General features: G+C 48.1%; 14 protein-coding genes. 1 reads left to right on the top strand and 13 read right to left on the bottom strand.

The features are described from left to right. Positions 1 to 797: 797 nt before the first annotated feature. From IEX62_RS22705 to nrdI, 13 genes are all read right to left on the bottom strand, one after another. Complete coding sequence (locus IEX62_RS22705; protein ID WP_188778598.1) at positions 798 to 1,907, bottom strand: endo-1,4-beta-xylanase; 1,110 nt, start codon at positions 1,905 to 1,907, stop codon at positions 798 to 800. Between the two features lie 137 nt (positions 1,908 to 2,044). Continuing rightward, positions 2,045 to 4,699 carry an endo-1,4-beta-xylanase gene (locus IEX62_RS22700; protein ID WP_229686031.1) on the bottom strand — a complete coding sequence of 885 codons (2,655 nt, stop codon included), beginning with the start codon at positions 4,697 to 4,699 and terminating at the stop codon, positions 2,045 to 2,047. A 129-nt stretch (positions 4,700 to 4,828) separates the two neighbouring features. Continuing rightward, positions 4,829 to 5,731, bottom strand: a complete 903-nt coding sequence (locus IEX62_RS22695) for a carbohydrate ABC transporter permease (protein ID WP_188778596.1) — start codon at positions 5,729 to 5,731, stop codon at positions 4,829 to 4,831. A 12-nt stretch (positions 5,732 to 5,743) separates the two neighbouring features. Beyond that, positions 5,744 to 6,631 (bottom strand): ABC transporter permease, encoded by an 888-nt coding sequence (locus IEX62_RS22690; protein ID WP_373289185.1) that lies wholly within the window; start codon positions 6,629 to 6,631, stop codon positions 5,744 to 5,746. A gap of 194 nt (positions 6,632 to 6,825) precedes the next feature. Further along, the gene (locus IEX62_RS22685) at positions 6,826 to 8,475 is read right to left on the bottom strand and encodes an ABC transporter substrate-binding protein (RefSeq protein ID WP_188778592.1); all 1,650 of its coding nucleotides are present in this window, start codon (positions 8,473 to 8,475) and stop codon (positions 6,826 to 6,828) included. Further along, positions 8,475 to 8,606 carry a hypothetical protein gene (locus IEX62_RS23985; RefSeq protein ID WP_268239830.1) on the bottom strand — a complete coding sequence of 44 codons (132 nt, stop codon included), beginning with the start codon at positions 8,604 to 8,606 and terminating at the stop codon, positions 8,475 to 8,477. Before IEX62_RS23985 ends, IEX62_RS22685 begins: the two co-directional genes overlap by 1 nt. Positions 8,607 to 8,835: 229 nt before the next feature. Continuing rightward, positions 8,836 to 10,392, bottom strand: a complete 1,557-nt coding sequence (locus IEX62_RS22680) for a response regulator (RefSeq protein WP_188778590.1) — start codon at positions 10,390 to 10,392, stop codon at positions 8,836 to 8,838. A 12-nt stretch (positions 10,393 to 10,404) separates the two neighbouring features. After that, the gene (locus IEX62_RS22675; protein WP_229686029.1) at positions 10,405 to 12,324 is read right to left on the bottom strand and encodes a sensor histidine kinase; all 1,920 of its coding nucleotides are present in this window, start codon (positions 12,322 to 12,324) and stop codon (positions 10,405 to 10,407) included. A 6-nt stretch (positions 12,325 to 12,330) separates the two neighbouring features. Further along, positions 12,331 to 14,226 carry a response regulator gene (locus tag IEX62_RS22670; RefSeq protein WP_188778588.1) on the bottom strand — a complete coding sequence of 632 codons (1,896 nt, stop codon included), beginning with the start codon at positions 14,224 to 14,226 and terminating at the stop codon, positions 12,331 to 12,333. Positions 14,227 to 14,956: 730 nt separating this feature from the next. Then, the gene (gene nrdF / locus IEX62_RS22665; protein WP_188778585.1) at positions 14,957 to 15,925 is read right to left on the bottom strand and encodes a class 1b ribonucleoside-diphosphate reductase subunit beta; all 969 of its coding nucleotides are present in this window, start codon (positions 15,923 to 15,925) and stop codon (positions 14,957 to 14,959) included. Between the two features lie 303 nt (positions 15,926 to 16,228). Next, positions 16,229 to 16,696 (bottom strand): VOC family protein, encoded by a 468-nt coding sequence (locus IEX62_RS22660; protein ID WP_188778583.1) that lies wholly within the window; start codon positions 16,694 to 16,696, stop codon positions 16,229 to 16,231. Between the two features lie 176 nt (positions 16,697 to 16,872). Further along, a complete protein-coding gene (nrdE, locus tag IEX62_RS22655) occupies positions 16,873 to 18,957 on the bottom strand; it encodes a class 1b ribonucleoside-diphosphate reductase subunit alpha (protein ID WP_188778580.1) in 2,085 nt (694 codons plus the stop codon). Next, positions 18,944 to 19,312 (bottom strand): class Ib ribonucleoside-diphosphate reductase assembly flavoprotein NrdI, encoded by a 369-nt coding sequence (gene nrdI / locus IEX62_RS22650; RefSeq protein WP_188778577.1) that lies wholly within the window; start codon positions 19,310 to 19,312, stop codon positions 18,944 to 18,946. The genes nrdE and nrdI overlap by 14 nt, the downstream gene beginning before the upstream one ends. 980 nt (positions 19,313 to 20,292) lie before the next feature. Between nrdI and IEX62_RS22645 the strand changes: the two genes are divergently transcribed. Then, on the top strand, positions 20,293 to 21,375 hold the full coding sequence (locus IEX62_RS22645) for a glycoside hydrolase family 64 protein (RefSeq protein WP_188778575.1): 1,083 nt from the start codon (positions 20,293 to 20,295) through the stop codon (positions 21,373 to 21,375). Positions 21,376 to 21,538: the final 163 nt, after the last annotated feature.

The following is a 21,538-nucleotide window of genomic DNA, read 5'->3' as shown; positions in this document are numbered from 1 at the left end:
TGTGTCTGTGTCTGTGTCTGTGTCTGTGTCTGTGTCTGTGTCTGTGTCTCAAAAATTATATGTATTACCCATCTAATCAAACAATAACTTTTACGCTCCTCTTATCTCTTATTCTTAATCTCTAATTCTTTAAACTGCCACTCCCCTCCACCACTCGTCAGCAGCGCATTCACTCACAAGCATTCATCCAGCTAAAAAACAAATTCTTTCCAAAGTTGATTCAAATCTCCCACTATGCTCTGTATTGATATTATCGAACTAATCTTAACTTGTTATAGCTTATTTACAGCTTATTCTGAGCTTATTCAAGCATTTTTTTGATCATGTTTTGATAATTTTCTGATCTAGCTAACTCTCAGCCCATACCTAAGTTGTAGAACCTGTAAATGTGCCCACAAAGCAAGCGAGTAAACCCAAATATTGCCCCCGCACATAACGAAGGCAAGGAAATAAGGGAAAAGGACGACTTACAGTGTTAGCGATTTTCTAACACGGGGTTCAATGAAAAGTGATTTTTGCGAAGCAAAATATCTTACCTTTTTGGAGGGGCGGGAATCTCCATTCCTTCCCATTCCCAAAGATTCCCGCGGCTCCACCCGAGTCCGTTCCCTTATTCCTTGCCGAAGTGATTGCTGCAAAACCACCAATCCCTATCCGTCTCACAGCACAACCAAAAACACTCTTACTGCTCACAAATACTACTCACAAACCCTTACTTCCCAAAAAACATCCAGCTCATACACCCATAACAGCATTATCCATCACTAGCACATATTTGTTCCAGCACCCCATCAAGCTTACCGCTCAAGCTCCTGCCGAGCCCTCACAATATCATAGCAAACCGCCTTCGGCTGCTGCTGCTCATCAAACAACAACGGCCAGTTTTTACGTCCACGTACAGGGAACCCATCCAGCCACGTATAATCATCCGCCGCTCCCCAGAACGTCACACTTGTCAGCACTTCCCGATATTCATGGAACAACTGGAAGTACGCGCGATACCGCTCCTCCTGCATTCGCACCATCTCCGCTGTAGGTGCCTTGAGATCGGTACGCCGATCGTCAAAGGCAAACATGGAGACGTCCATTTCCGTTACTTGCAATTGCAGACCGAGTGCAGCGTATTTCTCGATCGCTGCGCGAATCTGATCCAGACTTGGATCGTGGATGTTCCAGTGTGCTTGTAGCCCTACGCCATGCACGGGTACGCCCTCGTCTAGCAGCTCGCGCATCAGTCGACAGATACGATCACATTTGCCTGGATGCGATTCGTTATAGTCATTGTAAAATAGCAATGCCTGCGGATCGATCGCATGGGCCATTTCAAATGCACGCGCAATATAATCATCGCCAACGCCCTCCAGCCATGGCGTTGGTCGCAAATAGGTACCATCCTCGTCGCTAATCGCCTCATTCACCACATCCCAGCAACGAATAATATCGCGGTAGCGTCCCATCACGGTTTCCATGTGCTGCTGTAGACGAGCGAGCAGCGTAGCACGATCCGCCTTGCCACCCTGCTCATTTTGAAATACCCAGTCCGGTGTCTGGTTATGCCATACAAAGGTATGGCCACGCAGACCCAGCTGATGCTGACGGGCAAAATCGGCAATCGCATCTGCCTGCTCGAAGGTGTACCGATGCTCCTCTGGATGAATACAGATAAATTTCATTTCATTTTCAGCAGTCAGGCTGTTGTATTGCTGCAATAATAGCTCGCGCTGACTATGGATCGTATGCGCGCTTACCGCCGCTCCGATCGGAAAGTCCTGGCGGAACGTTTCCGCCAGACGAATATCCGTAGCTGACTGTAGCGATGGATTAGCTGAGGATGCAGATGATCCTTGTCCTGTTTGCTGTTCAGCTTGTGCTTGCTGTGCAGTAATCGAATCCGATGTATTGCTCATAGGAACGCCTCTTTTCTGAATATTTTGGTCATTTTGCTGGTCTTGCTCTGTGGATCATTTTGCTTATCTTACTCATCTTCATCGTGTAGATCACTTTTCTTATCCTGCTCACCACTACTGTGGATTGCTTGCTGACGTTATTGCAGTTGCAGCAGACCATAACCAGCGGTGTTCTGATATGATTGTCCTGTTGTATCATTCCAGATCATTACGGTATCGCGCTTGCCATTACCGGTATCGTCGTTGTTCACCTGAATGTCGAAGCCTACCCACTGTCCAGTTGCTGGAGCAGTGACACCCTTAGGCCAGTCGATGGAAGCTTCGATTCGATAGCCACCTGGAATAACTTTGGCGACTGATTTCAAGCGGCTCTTCTGATCGGCTGGATTCACGCTCTCCATGCCTTTGTAATTAATACGGTACTGTCCATCATCTCCTGGCTCAAAATACGGAGTACGTCCCAGATTTGGATCAACGAAAATTTCAATCGAATCCTGCTCATACGCATTCGGACTGCTTGCCGATAGGAACTTGTCTTTTACCTCAGCCAAAATGTACAGACGATCCTTATCCCACATCGTGCGTACCTGTGCTACCGAGCCGCCTGTTCCGACAACCTGACGTGAGGTCGTAAAGGCAGTTGCCTTTTGCCAGGTGGTGTCCACATCGCCGTCGATGGTTGGTGTACCTTTGACTGCGGCGGCGATCTGTGGGCCTTGCTCCAGTGTGACTTTACCGTAATTCGCTGTGCTGCTATTTTGCGCACCTGTCGTATCGCTCCAGTAAATACGTGTTGGCTGATTGCCCTTATAATCGGACAGCACCAGATCGATCGCAAGCTCTCGTCCGAGCTGATTGTTCGCGACAGGCAATCTCGCTTCAATCCGGTAACCCGTATCCGTACGGGCAGAGCGATATGCCCATTTTGCGTTATTTTGTGCGCCGCTACGCTGCATCGTGTAGCTATCCGGCTTCGCGTCCTTACCATTACTCACATATACGGTTACGCTATCCTTGCCATTCACTGCGGTATCGTTCACATCTGCCAGTACATATACATTTTTCGCGTCCCACATCAGGCGGAAGCTACCTGCCTCTGTTCCATCTGGTTTGGTCACTGGAATACGTGCGGAACGATTCCATTCCTGCTCCATGCGAGCATCGATCTTAGCTGTACCCTGTGAAGCCTTCGCTTGCTTCGGCTCAATCGGTACTTTGGATGGATCAACCAGCGCCCAGTACGCATACTTCGCTTGCAGCTGCGTATCGAACAGCAGCGGCCAGTTGTTACGAACGGTTGGGAAGGTGGTCAGCCATGTATTGCCATCATCCTTGCCCCAGAAAATAACGGCTGTAATCTGATCGCGATACTTGAGGAATACGTTCATCATGTCTCGATAGCGATACGCCTGACGAATCTGCTGATCCTCAGGGAATGTCTGCCATGAATCCGTATCATTGCTGTATACACTCATATCCAGTTCAGTCACTTCCTGCTGGATGCCCAGATCAGCAAATTTGCTAAACATCGCATCCACAGCTGCTGTAGACGGATACGAGGTGCTAATATGCATCTGATGACCAACACCGTCGACTGGAATCCCTTTTGCCTGTAGACGCTTGATTAGCGCGTAGAGTGCATCACGCTTCGCAGGCTCCTCGGTATTGTAATCGTTAATGAACAGCTTGGCGTTAGGATCGGCTTCATGCGCATAGATGAACGCTTTTTCGATAAATTCTTCTCCAGCAATCTGATACCAGAGGCTATTACGCAGACCGTTAGGGCCGGATGGATCGATCACTTCGTTGACCACATCCCATGTGCCAATTTTCCCTTTATAGCGTCCCATAACAGTATCGATATGCTTTTTCAATCGTTGTAGCAATACTTCCTTACTTACCAGATTGCCCTTGTCATCATGGAACACCCAATCCGGTGTCTGACTGTGCCAGGCTAATGTATGTCCACGGAATTCCATCCCATGATCGAGTGCGAACTTCACAATCTTATCTGCACGGGTAAAATCAAACTGACCTTCCTTCGGCTCGGTGGCATCCCATTTCAGCTCATTGCCCGCAGTTAGCATATTAAAATGCTTTTCCAGTAGCTGTGCATCCGGCCCATTTGGATCGGCAATTTCGGATACAAGCAAGGCACTTCCAATTTTAAAATCCTTCGCGTATACATCCTTGAGTGATGGAATATCCTTCTGAATCGAGATCGGCTCCTTCACCGGTGTTGGCTGGATCACGACATCATCCAGATAAAAGGAAGCGCTTGCAGATGAGCCTGCTTCAAAATACACTGCGGCGCTATCCAGTGAATCGTTCAGCACATAGTCTGCCTTGAGCTCTGTCCATTTGTCCGCACTGATCGTCTGGCTGGTCAATGCCTTGTACTCGTTATCCTTGCCATAGGTGCTTTGCTGCACCGACATGGAGATCGCGGTGGAAGGTGCACCTTCTGGCTGACGCAGCCATGCGGAGATCGTGTAGGAGCGCCCCTTTTCCAGTACAGGCGTTAGCTCATGCTGTGGCCCATGCCAGCTCTGCGTACGTCCTTTAATCTCCAGTCCATAGCTTCCGCTATGGGCAGCCGCCGCAGTCGCGGTTAGCTCCTCCATTCCACCTCGTCCATACCAGCCCATCGCCGTACCATCCTCAAAGCCTGCATTCAGCACGGCTCCATCATCAGCAGCCCGTGCTGAGCGTTCCGCAGGTGTCAGTAACGGTAAGAGCAGCAGTACCGCGAGTGTGATCATGAATACTTTGCGCCAGTGTGTATGTACCAATACAATCCCCTCTTCTTTCCTTTTATTGTGCATACTGAAAAAGGATGCCGCGTTTCTTTGCCGTGTTACCACGCTCCGATACAGCGGCATCCTTCCAGTTGCCTGTGTGCCTTTATATAATGATGCTGCCTATTCCTTCACACTACCCAGCTGCAAGCCGTGTACAAAATACTTTTGCAGGAATGGGTAAACGATCAGAATCGGCAAGGAAGCGACAATCGTAATCGCTGCCCGGATCGATACCGGGGTGACCATATTTTGTACGGCATTCAGATCGGCTCCGTTCGCCATCGAGGCGCTGCTATTCGTATTCATCGATGAGGATAGCAGCTTCATCAGCTCGAATTGCAGTGTGCTTAAGCTCTGCTTGGACGAGGCAAACAGGAACGTATCGAACCAGGAGTTCCATTGTCCTACCGCGATAAACAGGGCGACCGTCGCCAGTACTGGCTGACAGAGTGGCAAAATGATCGAGATGAAGGTACGGAAATCACCAGCGCCGTCAATTTTCGCCGATTCGATCAGACCTTCTGGTAGCGTTTGAATATACGTCCGAATGACGATCATATTAAATGCGCTCACCAGCCCTGGAATGATGTACACGAGGAAGTTGTTCAGCAAGTGTAGATCACGAATCAGGAAGTAATACGGAATGAGACCAGCGCTGAAATACATCGTCAACACAACGATAATCGTAATCGGCTTGCGCAGTACGTATTCCTTACGACTAATCGTATACGCCAGCATGGAGGTCAGGAACAGACTGAGTACGGTCGCAATGACTGTCCGTGCGACTGAGATCAGGAACGCATTGAAGATCGTTCCTCCTGCAAACACCGCACGGTAGTTCTGCTCTGTCCATACACGCGGCCACAAATAAATACCGCCTCGAATGGTATCATTACCTGCATTCAGCGAAACCGCCAGTGTGTTCAAAAATGGGTAAAGGGTAACGACCGCAATCACGATCATAAAGATCGCATTAAACGTGTTAAATACAATCGGCTCTAGCTGTAACGATTTCTTTTTCATGCGTATCCCCCCCTAGATCAACCGCTCGTCGCCGAAGCGCTTGGCGATCGTATTAGCGGCGAAGATCAGCGTAATGCTGACAATCGTTTTGAAAATACCGGCTGCGGTCGCAAGTGAGTAGTTACCGATCTGCAAGCCGTACTTGAGCACGAAAATATCAATCGTTTGCGACCAGTCCACCACGACCCCGTTACCGAGCAGGTACTGGACTTCAAAGCCCGCTTCCAGAATCCAGCCAATATTCATAATCATCAGAATGATCACGATCGACTTGATACCTGGCAGGGTGACATACAGCATTTTCTGATAGCGGTTCGCTCCATCAATCTCGGCGGCTTCATACAGCGATGGATCGATCGAGGTGATCGCTGCCAGATAGATAATCGCATTCCAGCCGACCTCTTTCCAAACATGGGATGCTCCGACAATGCCCCAGAAGTATTCAGGAATACTGAGCCACATGATCGGCTGACTGATCAGCCCGAGCTTCATCAGCACGACATTCACGATACCGTCATCGACGGACAGTGAGCTAGCGACAATTCCGGTTACGATAATCCACGACAGAAAGTGAGGCAAGTACGAAATAGTCTGAATCGTCCGCTTGAACAGGCGTGTCTTGACCTCATTTAGCAAAATGGCAAATACAATTGCTGTCGCAAAGCCGAGCACCATATTGATCAAGCTCATCGCCAGCGTATTACGCAGTACATTCAAAAAGGTCGGATCGGTAAACAGGAATTGAAAATGCTTGAAGCCAACCCATTCCTGATCCATAAAATCCCGGGCAGGCTTGTAATTCTGAAACGCCATCGTCCAGCCCCAGATTGGATAATACGAAAAGACAAGCACATACAGTACGATTGGCAGCGACATCCACATCAGCTGCTTTTGCCCCATCAGGCGCCGCCACAGACTTTCCTTCGGTACATTGAGCGATCTGGCCTTTTCTCCCTTGGCCCGGATGCTTTTCGGATAATCAGTCATACTCCACTCCCTTTCCAGTTAGACACAGGCGTATTGCCTCTATGTAGGCAAGCTAGCAACGGCGGACAGCCGATCTGCCGTTATGGCAGATCAGCGTGTCACCTTGCTTAATTGTTCGTTGCCCAGTTTTTCAGACGCCACTGAATCTGTTCGTTGATGCGATCTTCATAAGCTTTCACATTGATTGCTTTATAAGCGTTCACGTATTGATCCCATACACTATCGAATTGAGAGGTGCCTGCCATAATCGCCTGCGGCAGGAATTTGAGTGAGGCATCGTTCATCTGTTTATTAGCGACAGATGCTTCCGAGCCATCGATCAGATCAATCTGCCAGGCTGGATAGTAGACTGGATTCTCTGGAGCTGGCGAGAAGAAATCTGTCCATGTTTTATGACCATAGGCATCAAGCAATGCGCGATCTTCTGGCTTCAGGGATGCATAGAACTCCTCTGGCTGACTGCCTGCATCGGTTGCGTTACCATCGCTGTACGTACCTTGCATTTTTGGTGCTGCTCCGTAGAAAGCATCGGCACGGTTCGCGAGCTTCCACGATGGATCTTCCTGCTCTTGACGTTGCTCTGGTGTACGATAGAATTTGCCTTTGCTATCGACTTCATAGTCTTTGCCCTCTTCACCCCAGGACAGCAGTTTTTGATATTTCTCATCCATCAGTGCATCAAGGAACTTGATAATACGCTCTGGATCTTTTGCATTCACACTAATACCAAAACCGTTATTCAGGTTGATAACCGGACGATCCAGGTAGTGGTCTTTGATGCTTGTATCGTATACGAGTGGGAAGCCGACATACGTTTTACCATTTTTCTTCTGGGAAATGAGTGTATCTTCTGCCTGAGAGAAGTTCCAGTGCTGATCGAACATACCGAGTACACGTCCGCTTGCAAGCTTGGACAGGTACTGATCATAGTTTTGTACAAATGCTTCCTTGTCCATCAAGCCTTCGTTGTACAGACCGTTCAGTTCTTTGTAGTAGCGCTTCGCAATGTCCTTATCAGCGAATACGCTCGCTACATTGTTATCCACGACAACGCCGCCATCATTTGGGTGACCGGTCAGATGCTCCGGTGCATTCAGCAGCGGGAATACACGCCAGTCAGAAGCCAGTGTGGTGAAGCCGATCGTTGGCTGTCCATCAATCGTTGGATGCTTTTTCGCATAATTACGAATCAATGTCATGTATTCATCCAGTGTTTTCGGTGTTGGATAGCCTGCATCCTTAAGTACATCCTTTTGAACCCAGAAGGCTGGACCCGAATACGAGTTAGCATGGAATTCGCCAGAATAAGCGCCATAGTTTGGCAGCCAGTAGATATGTCCGTCACTGGAATCCTTCATGCGGTTCCAGTATTTTGCATAGTGCTTTTTCAGGTTAGGCCCGTATTTATCGATCAGATCCTCCAGTGGAATGACCGCTCCAGCTGTAACGAGCTTCGGATCGGCGGTAATCAGATCAGGATACTCGCCACCTGCGATCATAACCCCGAGCTTTTGCTGCAAATCGCCCACGAGGAATTCCATGTCGAGCTTCACGCCCAGCTCATCCTGAATTTTTTTGTAAATTCGGTTATCCTGCGAAGGTGCCTGGTTTGGCGTACTGATAAAAGCGGTAATCGTAAACGGCCCGGAATCATCGGACGATGCGCTATCTCCACCGTTACAGCCTGCCAGTACCATGCCCAGTGCCAGTACGAGCGACATGGAGCCAAAGAAGGCCCGTCGTTTCATTTTTTTCATCAATCTGCTCCCCCTTGATATGGAATCGCATTGCCTGTGGCGTATTCGCAAACGATCACGCAGTAACGACTGACGCTAGCCTGCTGCGCTACTCGGTTCACGATGAACTTCCAGCTAAAGCTTCGTTTCATTCTCATCACCCGAATGAGTGAATGAATTTGCGTATACGGCTTATGTATTTATTATGCTCAAATGTATACGCTTTCAGAATAATCAGATTAAAGAACTGTCCACCTGAAATTTAAGGTGTTGTTAGAATTGTCCAGTTCTATAACAAAAAGGATTGGATGTAGCCTAATAATCTAATCGCCTTCCCAGCTCACAAATAAAGCTGCTCCCTGATGGGAACAGCCTTGTGGCTTAATCACTCAACTCTTGCTGTTGCCTGTAATCACTCGGTCGATACCCTGTCCGCTTCTCAAATTGCTTTAAAAAATGCTGGTATCCGCGATAACCGATTTGTTCGGCGACATTGCAGAAAGCAAGATCGGTGCTGGTAAGCAGATTTTTAGCTTCCTCAATGCGTAGCTCGTGGATAAAATCAAGAATGCTCATTCCATAGCGACGAGCAAAGGACTGTCCGAGATAGACCGGATGGATATAAAATTTCTCCGCTAATTCGCGGATCGTCCACGTTTCGGTATAGTGCTGGCGCAGGAAATCAGCTACCTGTGCCTGAATGCCGCCTGTCTGTGTATCCTGTAGCATGCCTACCTCCTGCTGACAGCGCAGGCAAAATTCGGTCAGTCGTTCCTCCAGCACATTCAATCCGCTATATACACAGGTGATCTGCTCCAGATCAGTAGGGCCTACTATATTGCCACCCTCACCGCCCAGCTCGGCATACAGAGATACACAGCGTAGCACCACTTCATTGCTGAAAATGCCAACCAGCTCTGGCGCTGTACGTTCAATTCGGAAGTGCTCGAATTGCTGGTGTAGCTGCTCTGTTAATCGCGTGGCATCGCCATTTTCGACCAGCTCACTGATCGTTTCGGCTGTAGCAAGCAGGGAGCTGGAAGCCGATTCTGTCGTGGTAGCCGCCATGGGCTTGGATGAAGCAGCCACCTGCTCCTGTCCATCAAAAAATAACAGTCGACTATGCACCCGTGCGTCCTGATATGAGAAATGTAGCTGACGCAGATCATATACAGGCACACCTGCACTGATACGTGAGCCATCGGGAAGAGACATTTGGAGTCGTCGACATAGCTGCTCCGCCTGCTCAATGGCTTGTATTTGATCCGAGACGAGCCAGCCCTTGATGATACCGAAGGAACCAGAGCGATCAGATAATACATAACAATCGCTTTCCTGTGCAGCCCAGCGAGCTGCCTCAGCATAGGCTTCACTACCATTTTCAATTCCACACTGTACATGCAGATAGCTCCATACGCGCTTTTCCGTTCCGAACAGGGGGGCAAGCTCCTGCTCGGTATACGTACGACCTCCCGCATCCGAGCCAGCGATCAGCGCAGCCAGTAGCTGCCGCACAGCATACTCGTCCGCTGTGCGGCGGATATGCTCGCGGCGGCTTTGCTCCTCTAATTGCTGCTGTACTCGTGTCAACACACTGTCCACCTCAGGCCCAATCACAGGTTTGAGTAAATAATGCGCTACCCCCAGACGCATCGCCTGACGTGCATATTCAAAGTCATGATATCCACTGGCAATGACAAATGTACTCGTCACATTGCCCAGACGGCGCGCCTCACGAATCAGATCGAGTCCATCCATGACAGGCATCCGAATATCTGTCACGATCAGCGATGGCGTCTGCTCTCTCAAATACTCAATCGCTTCCTCGCCATTCGAGCATACATTGTCAATCCGAAAGCCATACTTATCCCATTCGATCATCAGCTGCATGCCTTCCAACGCGAACGGTTCATCATCGACCAGTAATACATTGTGCATAATGTCTCTCCTTTACCCCGACTCCCTGCGTCGGAAATGTCCTTCTCCATCCAGCTCAGCACGCGCAATCCGGAATCCGGCTTCTGTCCCCGTGCCTGCCTCACTATGCAATATAAAATCCGCTTCGCCTTCATAAAATAACTCCAGTCGCCGGTACACGTTACGAATACCAATATGCCCTTCCATCGCTTCATCTGACTTCATATTTTGCAATAGCTGCTGCAAGCGCTCTGGCGGCATGCCGATGCCATTATCGATCACCATCACATTCAGACCATACTTATCCATATGAGCTGTGATGCGAATGCTACGGTCGCTTTTGCGCGCCTGTAAGCCGTGTTTACACGCATTCTCCACGAGTGGCTGAATGCTCATGCGTGGAATCCGCTGCTTGAGCGCCGCTGGCTCAATATCAAATGTGTAATCGAACAGATCGCCGAAGCGGAATTTCTCAATTTGCAGATACATCGAGGTGAACTGTAGCTCTTCCTCCAGCAGCACCAATCCATCTGCACGACTAAGAAGCTGACGCATCATAAGCGACAGATTTTTGATAATGCCCGTCACATCGGTATAGCCATTTTTTGTACAGACAACCAGCAGTGCGTTCAGCGTATTAAACAGAAAATGCGGATTCACCTGACTTTGCAGCATCGACAGCTCCGTACGTACGCGCTCCAGCTCAAAGCTTTTTTGCCGAATTTCCAGCTTGTACACATCATTGATCAGCGTTGTAATCCGCATCGTCATCACATTAAATGTCCGAATCAGCTCACCAATCTCATCGCTACCCTCTGGCATATTGATCGGCTCAAACCGCTCATGCCGTATATTTTCCATATGATCGGATAGTCGCTTCACCCGATCATGATATGACCGCAAAATTACAAAAATAAGCAGCGACGGAATCACCGTACTGAAAATCGCCAGCAGCAAAATCGAACGATGCGCTTCATTCAATAGATTATCAATCCGTCTGGTATCGGCAATACCGATCAGCTTCCAGCCCTTTACATAGTTAAAATCGCCCAGATTGCGCTCGACCACATAGCCTGCATTGTCCTCATGCTCCGGTAAGGGCGGATTCGGAATAATCTCCAGATCATCCTCATTGCCATCTCCACTGGCAGCGACTACGCGATTTTCATTGTCGACCAGCCGCAATTGCAGGCTATCTCGCTCGCGATTCAAAATATCGTACACCTTACTCACCGTCAGATCGACTCTCGAATATTTATCATAACGAGCATGGGAGATGTAGGTGTTCATTTTACTTACAATGCTCAGACGCTTGCCCGGATTCAGACCGGATGTCTCATCGTAGGCGGCGACTGTAATATTGCCACCCGACCGCGCCAGCTGCTGGAGCCATGGCTGACTACCGAGCGTGCTGCTGCTCATCACATGATAATTGGCTCCCGTCTGAATCGTCTGGTTGTCTGTATACACCCGCACCTCCGTTATGTTGGCAGACATATATCGCGTTAGCTTATCACGCAAAAAGCCGTAATATTCATCATAATACGCCGACGGTGAAGCATACGTGCGGTCTAGTGCTTCATAGATCGAGTTATCCATACCAATCGAATGATTAAGCGCGATTCCCTCATTGATCATGCCGAGCAACTCGCCAGAAGCACGATCGATCGATTTGCGTAGATTCTCCACCTCACGCGCTTGAATATCCTCCGAATTACGTTGATAAAAAAAGCTGTTAATCGCAATAATCGGCAGCAGCACACAGAGCAGATAAATGAGCAAAAACTTGTATTTGAGCGGAATATCATTAACTCTGTGAAACAGGAACCGCTGGCGTCCACGCACCGGCTTACCCTTGACCGGACTGGCTCCAGCCGCCTGTGATCCCTGTACTTGTTGACGCCGCTTCCGCTCATTCTTTTGCCGCTGATTCGGCTTGTGGCTTGACCACATTGTGCATCATCCTTGCCTTCTCGATTTATAAACGGATGGAAGCTCACCTGTAAGCGCTTTATATTTATTTGTGAAATAATCACTATCATGATAGCCCAGCCAGGCAGCAATCTCCGCTACCTTCATATCGGTGCGCCGTAATAGCTTTTGTGCTTCTTCAATACGTAGCCGATGCACATAATCGTTAAAGCTACAGCCCAGCTCGCGTTTAAACTGCTGTCCAAAATAAACCGCATTCAGATTAAAGCGCTGCGCTAGCTCCTGTAGCTGCAATTTCTCACGATAATGCTCCTGCATGTACTGCTTCGCCTCCGCGATAATGCTTGCGGCTGTGCCTTTAGCACGCGCTGGTTTATTGACTGTTACTTGCTCAGCTGCACGCAGACACAGTCGCTTGAGCGTATCTAGACTCCAGCCAGCCGGATCATCCGCATGTGTCCCCAGTAAATGACGCAGCCAGCTCGCACTATCTATCGCCCCTACCGCTTCACGCTGCTGTGCCTGTCGCAGTAGCTCGCCAAGTAGATGACGAATCAGCACACGCAAAATAGGATCAGGCACCGCCTGTCTGCCCCAGCGCTCAGGAAGATGCTCCACTGTCGCACGAATCGCATCGGTATCACCGCGCTGTACGGATTGCAGTAGATGAAGTGCGCATTCCTGCACCTCATCCAACCGATAATCTGCCAGCTGCATACGATCACTAGTCGCATCCGTATCAACCGTAATACTGCGTGCCGAGCTGGAGCAGCGTCTTAGCTCCATCGCTCGTGCATACAGACCCGGCAGCTCCTCCAGTTGTTCTGCCGGCTGGCTGGAATAGAGACGATACGTTGCCAGCTCGCTATCAGAGGTGGCTGCTGCCATTTTACATGACTCCAGTGCAGCTATGAATGCTGTACGGCTGAGCGGCTCTGTAATGAGTAGCATTCCGGTATGCCCCGGACTATCTGCAAATGTCCATGCCATATAACCCGCAGCACGACATGCCGCTGCCAGACGTACCATCGGCGTTTCCTGCTGCCACGGTTCGTCCGCATGCCAGTGCTGTCTTGAAGAAGCAGAATCGACAGCTTCATCATGTACATGCGCAAGCGCTGCCGTTCCATCTGTCAACCGCTGGGCAGATCGATGCGCAGACAGCGTGATTGCCGTGTTATCGCTGCGTTGCCGATGACCACGCACAATGCGAGAGCTGGATGAATGCGAGGAGGTATCCTCATTTCTACGATAATTTTGCTCTAAGCCGTCATCTGCTAGATAAGATGTAGGCTCGGATGTATGTTCTAGTGTAGGATTGATTTCATCTATGTGTAGTAAATCTATAGGAGATGGGTTCTGTATGGCATCCTCTTCATCAGGCGTTGCGCCTACAATCATACGTAGCTGCGCTTCTGGCCTGATCCCGAGCAAGCGAGCCATATACTCCGGTATCGTCGCTTCCTCTGCACGCAGCAGCCGTAAAATAGCTGCCGCCGCTGCGGCTTCCGTCTGCTGACGCAGCCGTTTCTGCTCTGCACAGCTCTGATCGAGCGCCAGCTTGAGCTCTGCCAGAAGCTCATGCATTTCCTCACCCAGTACAGGCTTGAGCAAATAATGATCGACCTTGCATTGCAATGCCTGTCGGACATAATCGAATTCAGAGTAACCGCTTACAATAATCGTTCGCATAGGAAGATTCGGCTCCTGGCGTAGCGCCTTGATCAAGCCAATCCCATCCAGCACAGGCATGGAAATGTCCGTGATCAATAGCTCCGGACGCAGATTTCGGGCTAATTCCAGCCCTTCCTGTCCATCCGTTGCCATGCCGCATAGCTCAAATCCGTAGGCTTCCCAATCCACCATCGTCTGCCAGCCTTCCAGCATCATCGGTTCATCATCTACCACAATGACTCTGTACATGTCTGATCACCGCCTGTCCGATTTTGGTTGAGTTCACTTTATCCTTTATAAAGGAAGCTCCATTCTCATGCATATACAGCAACCTGTTATCCGTTATATTCTATGCTGCTTGTCCATAATCGCCACATCGGATCTAGTTGCCATCACTGTGCGCTATATACGATTCAGTATGGCATAACTACCCGTATCCAACAATATAAAATTTACTTATATTGGAATAGCGCACTACAGCAGACAGGTTTAAGCCTGCTTTACTTCCATCCCTCATGTGAGCTTCATCCGCATTTTCGAGCTGGGGTTAGATCCGTTTAATACCGTTAAAATGACGATGAGATCACGGTTTATATACCTTTCTTCGTCAGAGGGGATGAAGGAAAGTCGCAAATACCTTTTTCAATTCCTATGTATTTTGAAGCATAATGTCTCTATGATCATTTCAATCGTATGACATGATACGATAATCTGGAAGCGCCTCCGTTATCACAGACAAACGTAAGAAGGCTGCCTTGCCAGCGCGTAATGCGCAGCAAAGCAGCCTTCTCTTATCCCCTTTTTATACAACTAACCTTATATCTCTACAGGCGCCTATTTTTTATATGTGATCGGCTTTTCTTTTTATCGGCCGCAGGCTACCCATTTTTTAGCTTGTTTTACTTTTTATTGATCCTTCTCGCTGTACGATCAGCAGAGAATGGATCATATAACCGTACGAAGTCGCTCGGATCAGTGATTAAAAATCAAATTTGAAGTCGTCATCAGTCAGACGCTCTACATTGATCGCACGCACATAGCCATTGCCTTTTTTGGAGAAAAAGTCATGCTGCTTCGTGTGTGTACTAATGCCATTGAATACGATCGGGTTCACTTCTTCATCCGGGAACAATGGATCAAAGCCCAGATTCATAAATGCCTTGTTCGCATTGTAACGCAGGAAGATATTCACTTCCTCGGTCAGACCGATTGGATCGTACACCTCTGCGGTGTAGCCTTCTTCGTTCTCATGCAGATAACGGAACAGGCCTTCCAGTGTCTCGTACGCATCCTTTTGCTCGTGCTCGTCCAGATCATTGTAGATTTCCTGTGCCAGTACACCCACGTATACGCCGTGGATACTTTCATCACGCAGAATCAAGTCGATGATCTCGCCGCTGCATGTCATTTTACCCTGACCTGCCAGATAGAGCGGATAGAAGAAGCCGCTGTAGAACAGATAGCTTTCCAACAATACGGAAGCCGACATCGCCAGGAACAGCTCTTTCGGAGTATTGATGTTGTTGTAATACTGGCGAACTGTCTCCGCCTTACGTTGCAGACGTGGATGTTCCTCTACCCATTTGAAAATGCTATCGATCTCTTCGGTCGAGGACAGTGTGGTGAAAATACTGCTGTAGGACTTCGCATGAATCTGCTCCATCATCGCCATAAAGCCCAGTACGGCTTTACGCTGCAATCCATCCACATGCTCCAAAATTTGCGGCATACCGATACCGCCCTGAATCGTATCGAGCAGTGTCAGACCGCCCAGTACCTTCATATACGTCTCACGTTCAGCATCGCTCAGCTGAATCCAGGACATTTTGTCATCGGACAGCGGAATCTCATCATCTGTCCAGAATTGCATAATATTCTGATTCCAGAACATCATTGTAAAGTCATCATCCGGACGGTTCCAGTTGACTGCCTTGATTGGCTCACTCATCGATAGGTTGCCCCTTTCCTGTAGACTGGCTTGGTTAACCAGTAAAATATCAACATAGCACAGCAAAATTTTCCATTGAACATCTCTATATAAATGTCATCGTTTAACCGTGTCCAGTAGCTGTAAAGTAAACCGTTATGTACGGATGCCTAGCTACCTCTACTTACCTAGACAACGGCGAACGAACCGTATCCTCCGTATCAGCGCAACATAAGGACAGCACGCAAAAGAATGCAGGAGCATGTCGCCCTGAGATGGTTCTTTTGCAAGCTGTATGAAATACCTTATACATAAATCAGAATGTTATCCCTGTTGCTGTAATGCTTCCCACGCATCCCATGTCATCAGCGGCTGCTCCGGTTGTGCCTTATGCGGCAGCATCGCAATCAGCTCCAGTGAATGACCATCCGGGTCGGTAAAATAGATCGAAACCGCCGGCATAAAAGGAAATACGATCAGCTCACCCGCCTGCTCGACAGAGTTGCCGTGAAAATTCTGAGCGGTAATGCCAAGCTCTGCCAGCTGTGCGGCTGCTGTATACAACTGCTCCACCCCTGTCGTAAACGCAAAATGCTGACGCTGTACGAGCGGAGAAGGATAGTTCTCACGGATACCGAGCATCGACGTGCCTGGCTCACCAATCCAGTAAAACCGGCTCTTACGCTGTGTATCCTGATGCAAAAGAGTAACGCCCGGTAAACGTTCATAAAACCGGGCGGACACCTCCACATCACTGACATTAATATGCGTTTCAAAAATACCTTGAATCATCGATACACACTTTCTGTCAGCGGATTGCTGGCTATAAAATCACTGTAAAATCAGCTTATATACTTCCATGTGTAGCTGCATGCCTGATCAAGACGATGCTGACGAAGCAGGAATAGCTCTATGAATGACTTTATAAATCATTCATGTCCCTCCACCTACTAGCTACTGACTTCGTCTTAGATCGAGCAGCTAATGCACTCTTCTACAGTCAGACGCTTCGTGCGTGTGTAGTAGAGAGATTTCAGACCTTTATGCGCTGCATAAAGATAGTAGCGCGCCAGTTGACGTGTCGTTACGTCACTGCTTACGTGCAATACAGTCGAGATGCCTTGATCCACGTGCTGCTGAATTTCAGCAACCAGATCGAGTACCTTGAACTGATCCATCTGGTATGCCGATTTGTAGTAGAAGAAGTTATCCTGCTGCATATAAGGCATTGGATAGTACGTTGTCGAGTTCGCATATGTGCGTGTCTCGATTTGCTCCACGATTGGCATAACGCTGGATGTTGCATTTTGGATATATGAAATGCTTGCGGTTGGCGCGATTGCCAGACGATATGCATGGTACAGACCATGCTTCATCACGTCTGCTTTCAGGTTCTGCCAGTCCGCAGGGCCTGGGATGTACATGCTGCCGAACAGTTCCTGTACACGCGCACTCACTGGACGATAATCAGTCGACAGGTAACGGTCAAAGTACACACCGCTCGCATAGTCGGATTTCTCAAAGTCCATAAAGGTTTCCTGCTGCTCGCGAGCAATTTCCATACTCTTTTCCAGAGAATAGAAGTTCATCATCATGAAGAACGTGCGAACGAATTCCTTCGCGTCGTTGCTTTCATAAGCGATTTTGTTTTTCGCCAGATAGCCGTGCAGGTTCATAACGCCCAGACCAACGGAACGCATTTCGCGGTTCGCTTTGGCTACACCTGGTGCATTTGCAATGTTCGTCATGTCACTAACCGCAGTCAGACCCATGATGCCTTCATGCACGGATTCGCGAATTTTGCCCAGTTCCATCACGTTAACGATGTTCAGGGAGCCGAGGTTACAGCTAATATCGCGACGGATGATGTCTTCAGTACCATAATCCGTAATCTCTGTGGTCTCCTGTAACTGGAAGATTTCTGTACACAGATTCGACATTTTAACAGAGCCGATACTGTTCAGAGCATGGAACTTGTTCGCATTGCTCTTGTTCATAATATAAGGATAGCCGGATTCCAGCTGAATGCTTGCAATCTTCGTCAACATATCGCGTGCGCTCATGATCGCTTTTTTCTTCACGCGCTCATCAGCAAGCAGTGTATCGTACATCTCGTCGATGTTCATATCGTCCAGATGCTTACCATACGCCTTGAATACGCTATATGGAGCAAACACGTGCAGCATTTCGTTATCTGCTGCCAGCTTGTAGAAGCGATTCGGCACGATCAGACCAATCGACAGAGTTTTCAGACGTGTACGCTCATCTGCGTTGATCTTCTTGCTATCCAGGAACTCCAGAATGTCCCAGCCGAAGATGTTATAGTATGCTGCGCCAGAGCCTTTACGTTGACCCATCTGGTCAGCATAGGAGAATGCATCCTCCATCAGCTTCAGTACAGGCATGATACCTTTCGCTGCGCCTTCTACGCCTTTGATTGGCTCGCCGCGTCCGCGAAGCTTGGACAGGTTTACCGCTACACCGCCGCCGATTTTGGACAGCTGCATGCAGGTGTTCAGCACGTAGTTGATCGAGTTCAGGGAATCGTCCATTTCCAGCAGGAAACAGGATACCATTTCACCGCGACGACTTTTACCTGCATTCAGGAAGGTTGGCGTTGCTGGTTGCAGACGCTGCTCCATCATGGAACGTGCCAGCGTCTTTGCATTTTCCGCATTACCACGACCCAGATGCAGAGCGACAACCGCTACGCGATCTGGATAATGCTCTAAGTATTGAGAGCGATCATTCGTTTTTACTGCATAGTCCTTGTAGAACTTGGAAGCTGCCATATAGGAAGGGAATTGGAACCCGTAGCTGTGTGTGATTTCATATACTGCTTCTACCGCATCTGGACTGTAATGCTCATACATGTCCTCGTAGTAGTCGTTGTCGATCATGTAACGCACCTTGGACGCAGTGTCCGTGAAGTGCATACTCTTCTCGTCAACTTCCTTCATATACTCCTGTACCGCTTCTTTATCTTTATCCAATCGGAAAAAACCGTTCGCGTCGCGCTGCATCAATAGGTTGTTCAATTCAATATGCCGCAATTTTTTCTACCTCCTGTACGAATCGTTGGGCATCACCCGTGGTGCCCGCCAGTTCAAATTTGTATACAACCGGAACACCGTAGCGCTCTGAGATCAGATCCGCACTTTTACCAAAATTGTCACCCCAGTTACGATTGCCGCTAGCAGCAACTCCAAGCAGACGTTGGTGGTTCTTTTCCAGAAAATGATTCACCTTTTCAGGAACCTGACCGAAGCCTGTCGTATACGTGATTAATACGAAGGGTTCATTCAACTGCAAGGCTTCTTCAATCTGTACCGCCTGTACGGAGGAATGCTTCAGTTTTCCGATAAACCGTTTCACATTGCCTGTTTTGGAATCATATGCAATCAGCATAGGTGACATCTCCTTCTCGACTCAATATATAGTGGCTATATGTAGTGCCATGTTGCGGGGATTCAAGGCGATTTTATACGTTTCAACCGCTGCTAACCCGCTGCCGTAGCGCTCTTATGTAGCAATTACCCATATATCGCACAATCAAACACCGTAACTCAATATATGGAGGATGCTTTTGAGTTTACCCTCTATATATTGTGTTGTCAAGGTGACTTGCAGACTGTTTAAACGGTCGAAAAAGGGGCTTTTTTGTACAGATTCCCCCTGAAATGGCATAGCTACGCCTTCCGTTCATGCGTCTCCCCCGGATGAGCATGAACGAAAAAATATTTCGCTTGACATACTATATGTTGTATGGTTGATTTTCCCTCCAAATTCCATTTTTTACGTCGAAATTCTCGGATCAACCATTCCCAAATGTGGACACTCAAGTATAAAACTTTACTGCTTTCACACCAAAAAAGCAAATGAATTTTGCAACCTTTTGAGAAAGTTCATAATTGAAAAAGCTTGCAAAATTCATTTTTATTTCTCGATCCGCTGTTTGCATTTTAGACGAAATTCAAGATTCGTGAATAGACCGCCTTTTGAGAGCGAATTCAAAGTCAATTGCTGGAATGTTACGAATGAAAACAATCATTTTAAAAAAATTTAAAAATGTTGAGCGTATCGTAGTTATTTTGCTTCTTTTGGCTGCATTGCATTCCAGCAGGCATCAATATCCCGATATCCATATATTGAGAAGGATGCCAATTGAAATAAAGAGACGGACCTATTCAATGGTAGAGCGACCCTGTTCTGTGATGGGGAGAACGCCAATGCCACTTCCTTTTTATTCCTTCATGATGTATATGAACGTATATAGCAGACATCTCCATGCTAATTTCCATTCTAAATTCTATAATTTTAAATAAATTACATATAATGTATAATGAAACACGCAATATGAGAGCGTATACAAATTGAGGAGGGATTTAATGTTTCATTGGATTGGAAAATGTATCTTACTTGCTTCGCTAGTCATGGCTGGTTTTGCATCGTCAGGTATGACCGACTATGCTTCCGCTGCTGCCCCTTCGGTCGGCTCGATCCCTGCTTCGTCCATTCCAGCTCCAACTGGAAGTGGTGTGATGACATTCAAGGTAATGAACGCGACAAATGGTGCGTATTCCGATAGCCAGGTGTACTGGGGCATCCTCGGGATCAATCCCGCTACCAAGCAATGGAGCTATCTCACCAGCTCGGGTGAGCTGCGTCCGATCTCGGCAGCGCTGAATGATGCGTCCGGTCATTTGACTAAAAATGGTGTGAACTACGCCAACATCTATAGTACAATCGCGCAAAAGGAATGGGTGAGCTTACCGAAGATGGATTCGGGTCGTATGTTCATCTGTGTCGGCTCGCCATGTTATATCAAAACTTATAATGATGGCTTCGCTGGCCCGGACATCAACAATCCGTCCGATCCGAACCTGAATGTGTATTTTGACTTTGTGGAATTCACAGTGAATGATTCGGGGTATCATGGTAACACGACTCGTGTCGATGGCTTTGGCTTCCCTTTACAGCATCGTCTGGTAAACCGTGCTGGTAACTACGACCGGACGGTAGGCGAGCAGGAATCAGAAACGCGTGCAAGCCTGTTCAGCAAGTATCGCAGTGAAGTTCCTTCGGCGTTTAAAGGTCTGGCCGATGTACAGGCACCGTATCGTATCGTTGCTCCGATTCATGGCTCGTTCAAGGCGGGTGGAGCGAATGCGAATTACTTTGCTGGCTATTCCAATTATTCGACGCAGGAGATTTTGCTCTGTAATGGGGCATTGCAGGAATCTCCAGGCATCTGCTCGGCGATCAATCGTCATGTGTATGCCAATCAGGCGGATTGGAACAATATAGCGGCTTATTACAAGGCAGCTCCAGCGAATTATTATGCTAAGTTCTGGCATGATCATAGTATTGGTGGACTGGCGTATGGATTTGCTTATGATGATTATAATCAGCAGGCGGCTTATCTTGAGGTGGGTGATCCGAAAGGGTTGATCGTTCGAGTGGGCTGGTGAGGGTTTACTGCTGGATCGTTGCTGCATACTAGTTAATACAGATTACGATAGAACGTTTGATTCATTTCATTGAATGTCTCTATTCTATGTGTAGTACGGAATCCCCCAAGAGGCATATTGATGTAGAATGTATGTTTTGAAGAATTATATGTTAGCTGGGATG

The organism is Paenibacillus hunanensis (assembly GCF_014645615.1).
GTDB lineage: Bacteria > Bacillota > Bacilli > Paenibacillales > Paenibacillaceae > Saccharibacillus > Saccharibacillus hunanensis.
Note: the sequence above shows the minus strand (reverse complement) of the source record. Positions and strands in the feature narration are given on the sequence as shown.

What these genes read in the sequence shown, in the direction of transcription:
- IEX62_RS22705 (WP_188778598.1), bottom strand. Translation starts at nt 1,907, where the DNA reads ATGAGCAATACATCGGATTCGATTACTGCACAGCAAGCACAAGCTGAA.
- IEX62_RS22695 (WP_188778596.1), bottom strand. Translation starts at nt 5,731, where the DNA reads ATGAAAAAGAAATCGTTACAGCTAGAGCCGATTGTATTTAACACGTTT.
- IEX62_RS22690 (WP_373289185.1), bottom strand. Translation starts at nt 6,631, where the DNA reads ATGGGGCAAAAGCAGCTGATGTGGATGTCGCTGCCAATCGTACTGTAT.
- IEX62_RS22685 (WP_188778592.1), bottom strand. Translation starts at nt 8,475, where the DNA reads ATGAAAAAAATGAAACGACGGGCCTTCTTTGGCTCCATGTCGCTCGTA.
- IEX62_RS23985 (WP_268239830.1), bottom strand. Translation starts at nt 8,606, where the DNA reads ATGAAACGAAGCTTTAGCTGGAAGTTCATCGTGAACCGAGTAGCGCAG.
- IEX62_RS22680 (WP_188778590.1), bottom strand. Translation starts at nt 10,392, where the DNA reads ATGCACAATGTATTACTGGTCGATGATGAACCGTTCGCGTTGGAAGGC.
- IEX62_RS22675 (WP_229686029.1), bottom strand. Translation starts at nt 12,324, where the DNA reads ATGTGGTCAAGCCACAAGCCGAATCAGCGGCAAAAGAATGAGCGGAAG.
- IEX62_RS22670 (WP_188778588.1), bottom strand. Translation starts at nt 14,226, where the DNA reads ATGTACAGAGTCATTGTGGTAGATGATGAACCGATGATGCTGGAAGGC.
- nrdF (WP_188778585.1), bottom strand. Translation starts at nt 15,925, where the DNA reads ATGAGTGAGCCAATCAAGGCAGTCAACTGGAACCGTCCGGATGATGAC.
- IEX62_RS22660 (WP_188778583.1), bottom strand. Translation starts at nt 16,696, where the DNA reads ATGATTCAAGGTATTTTTGAAACGCATATTAATGTCAGTGATGTGGAG.
- nrdI (WP_188778577.1), bottom strand. Translation starts at nt 19,312, where the DNA reads ATGCTGATTGCATATGATTCCAAAACAGGCAATGTGAAACGGTTTATC.
- IEX62_RS22645 (WP_188778575.1), top strand. Translation starts at nt 20,293, where the DNA reads ATGTTTCATTGGATTGGAAAATGTATCTTACTTGCTTCGCTAGTCATG.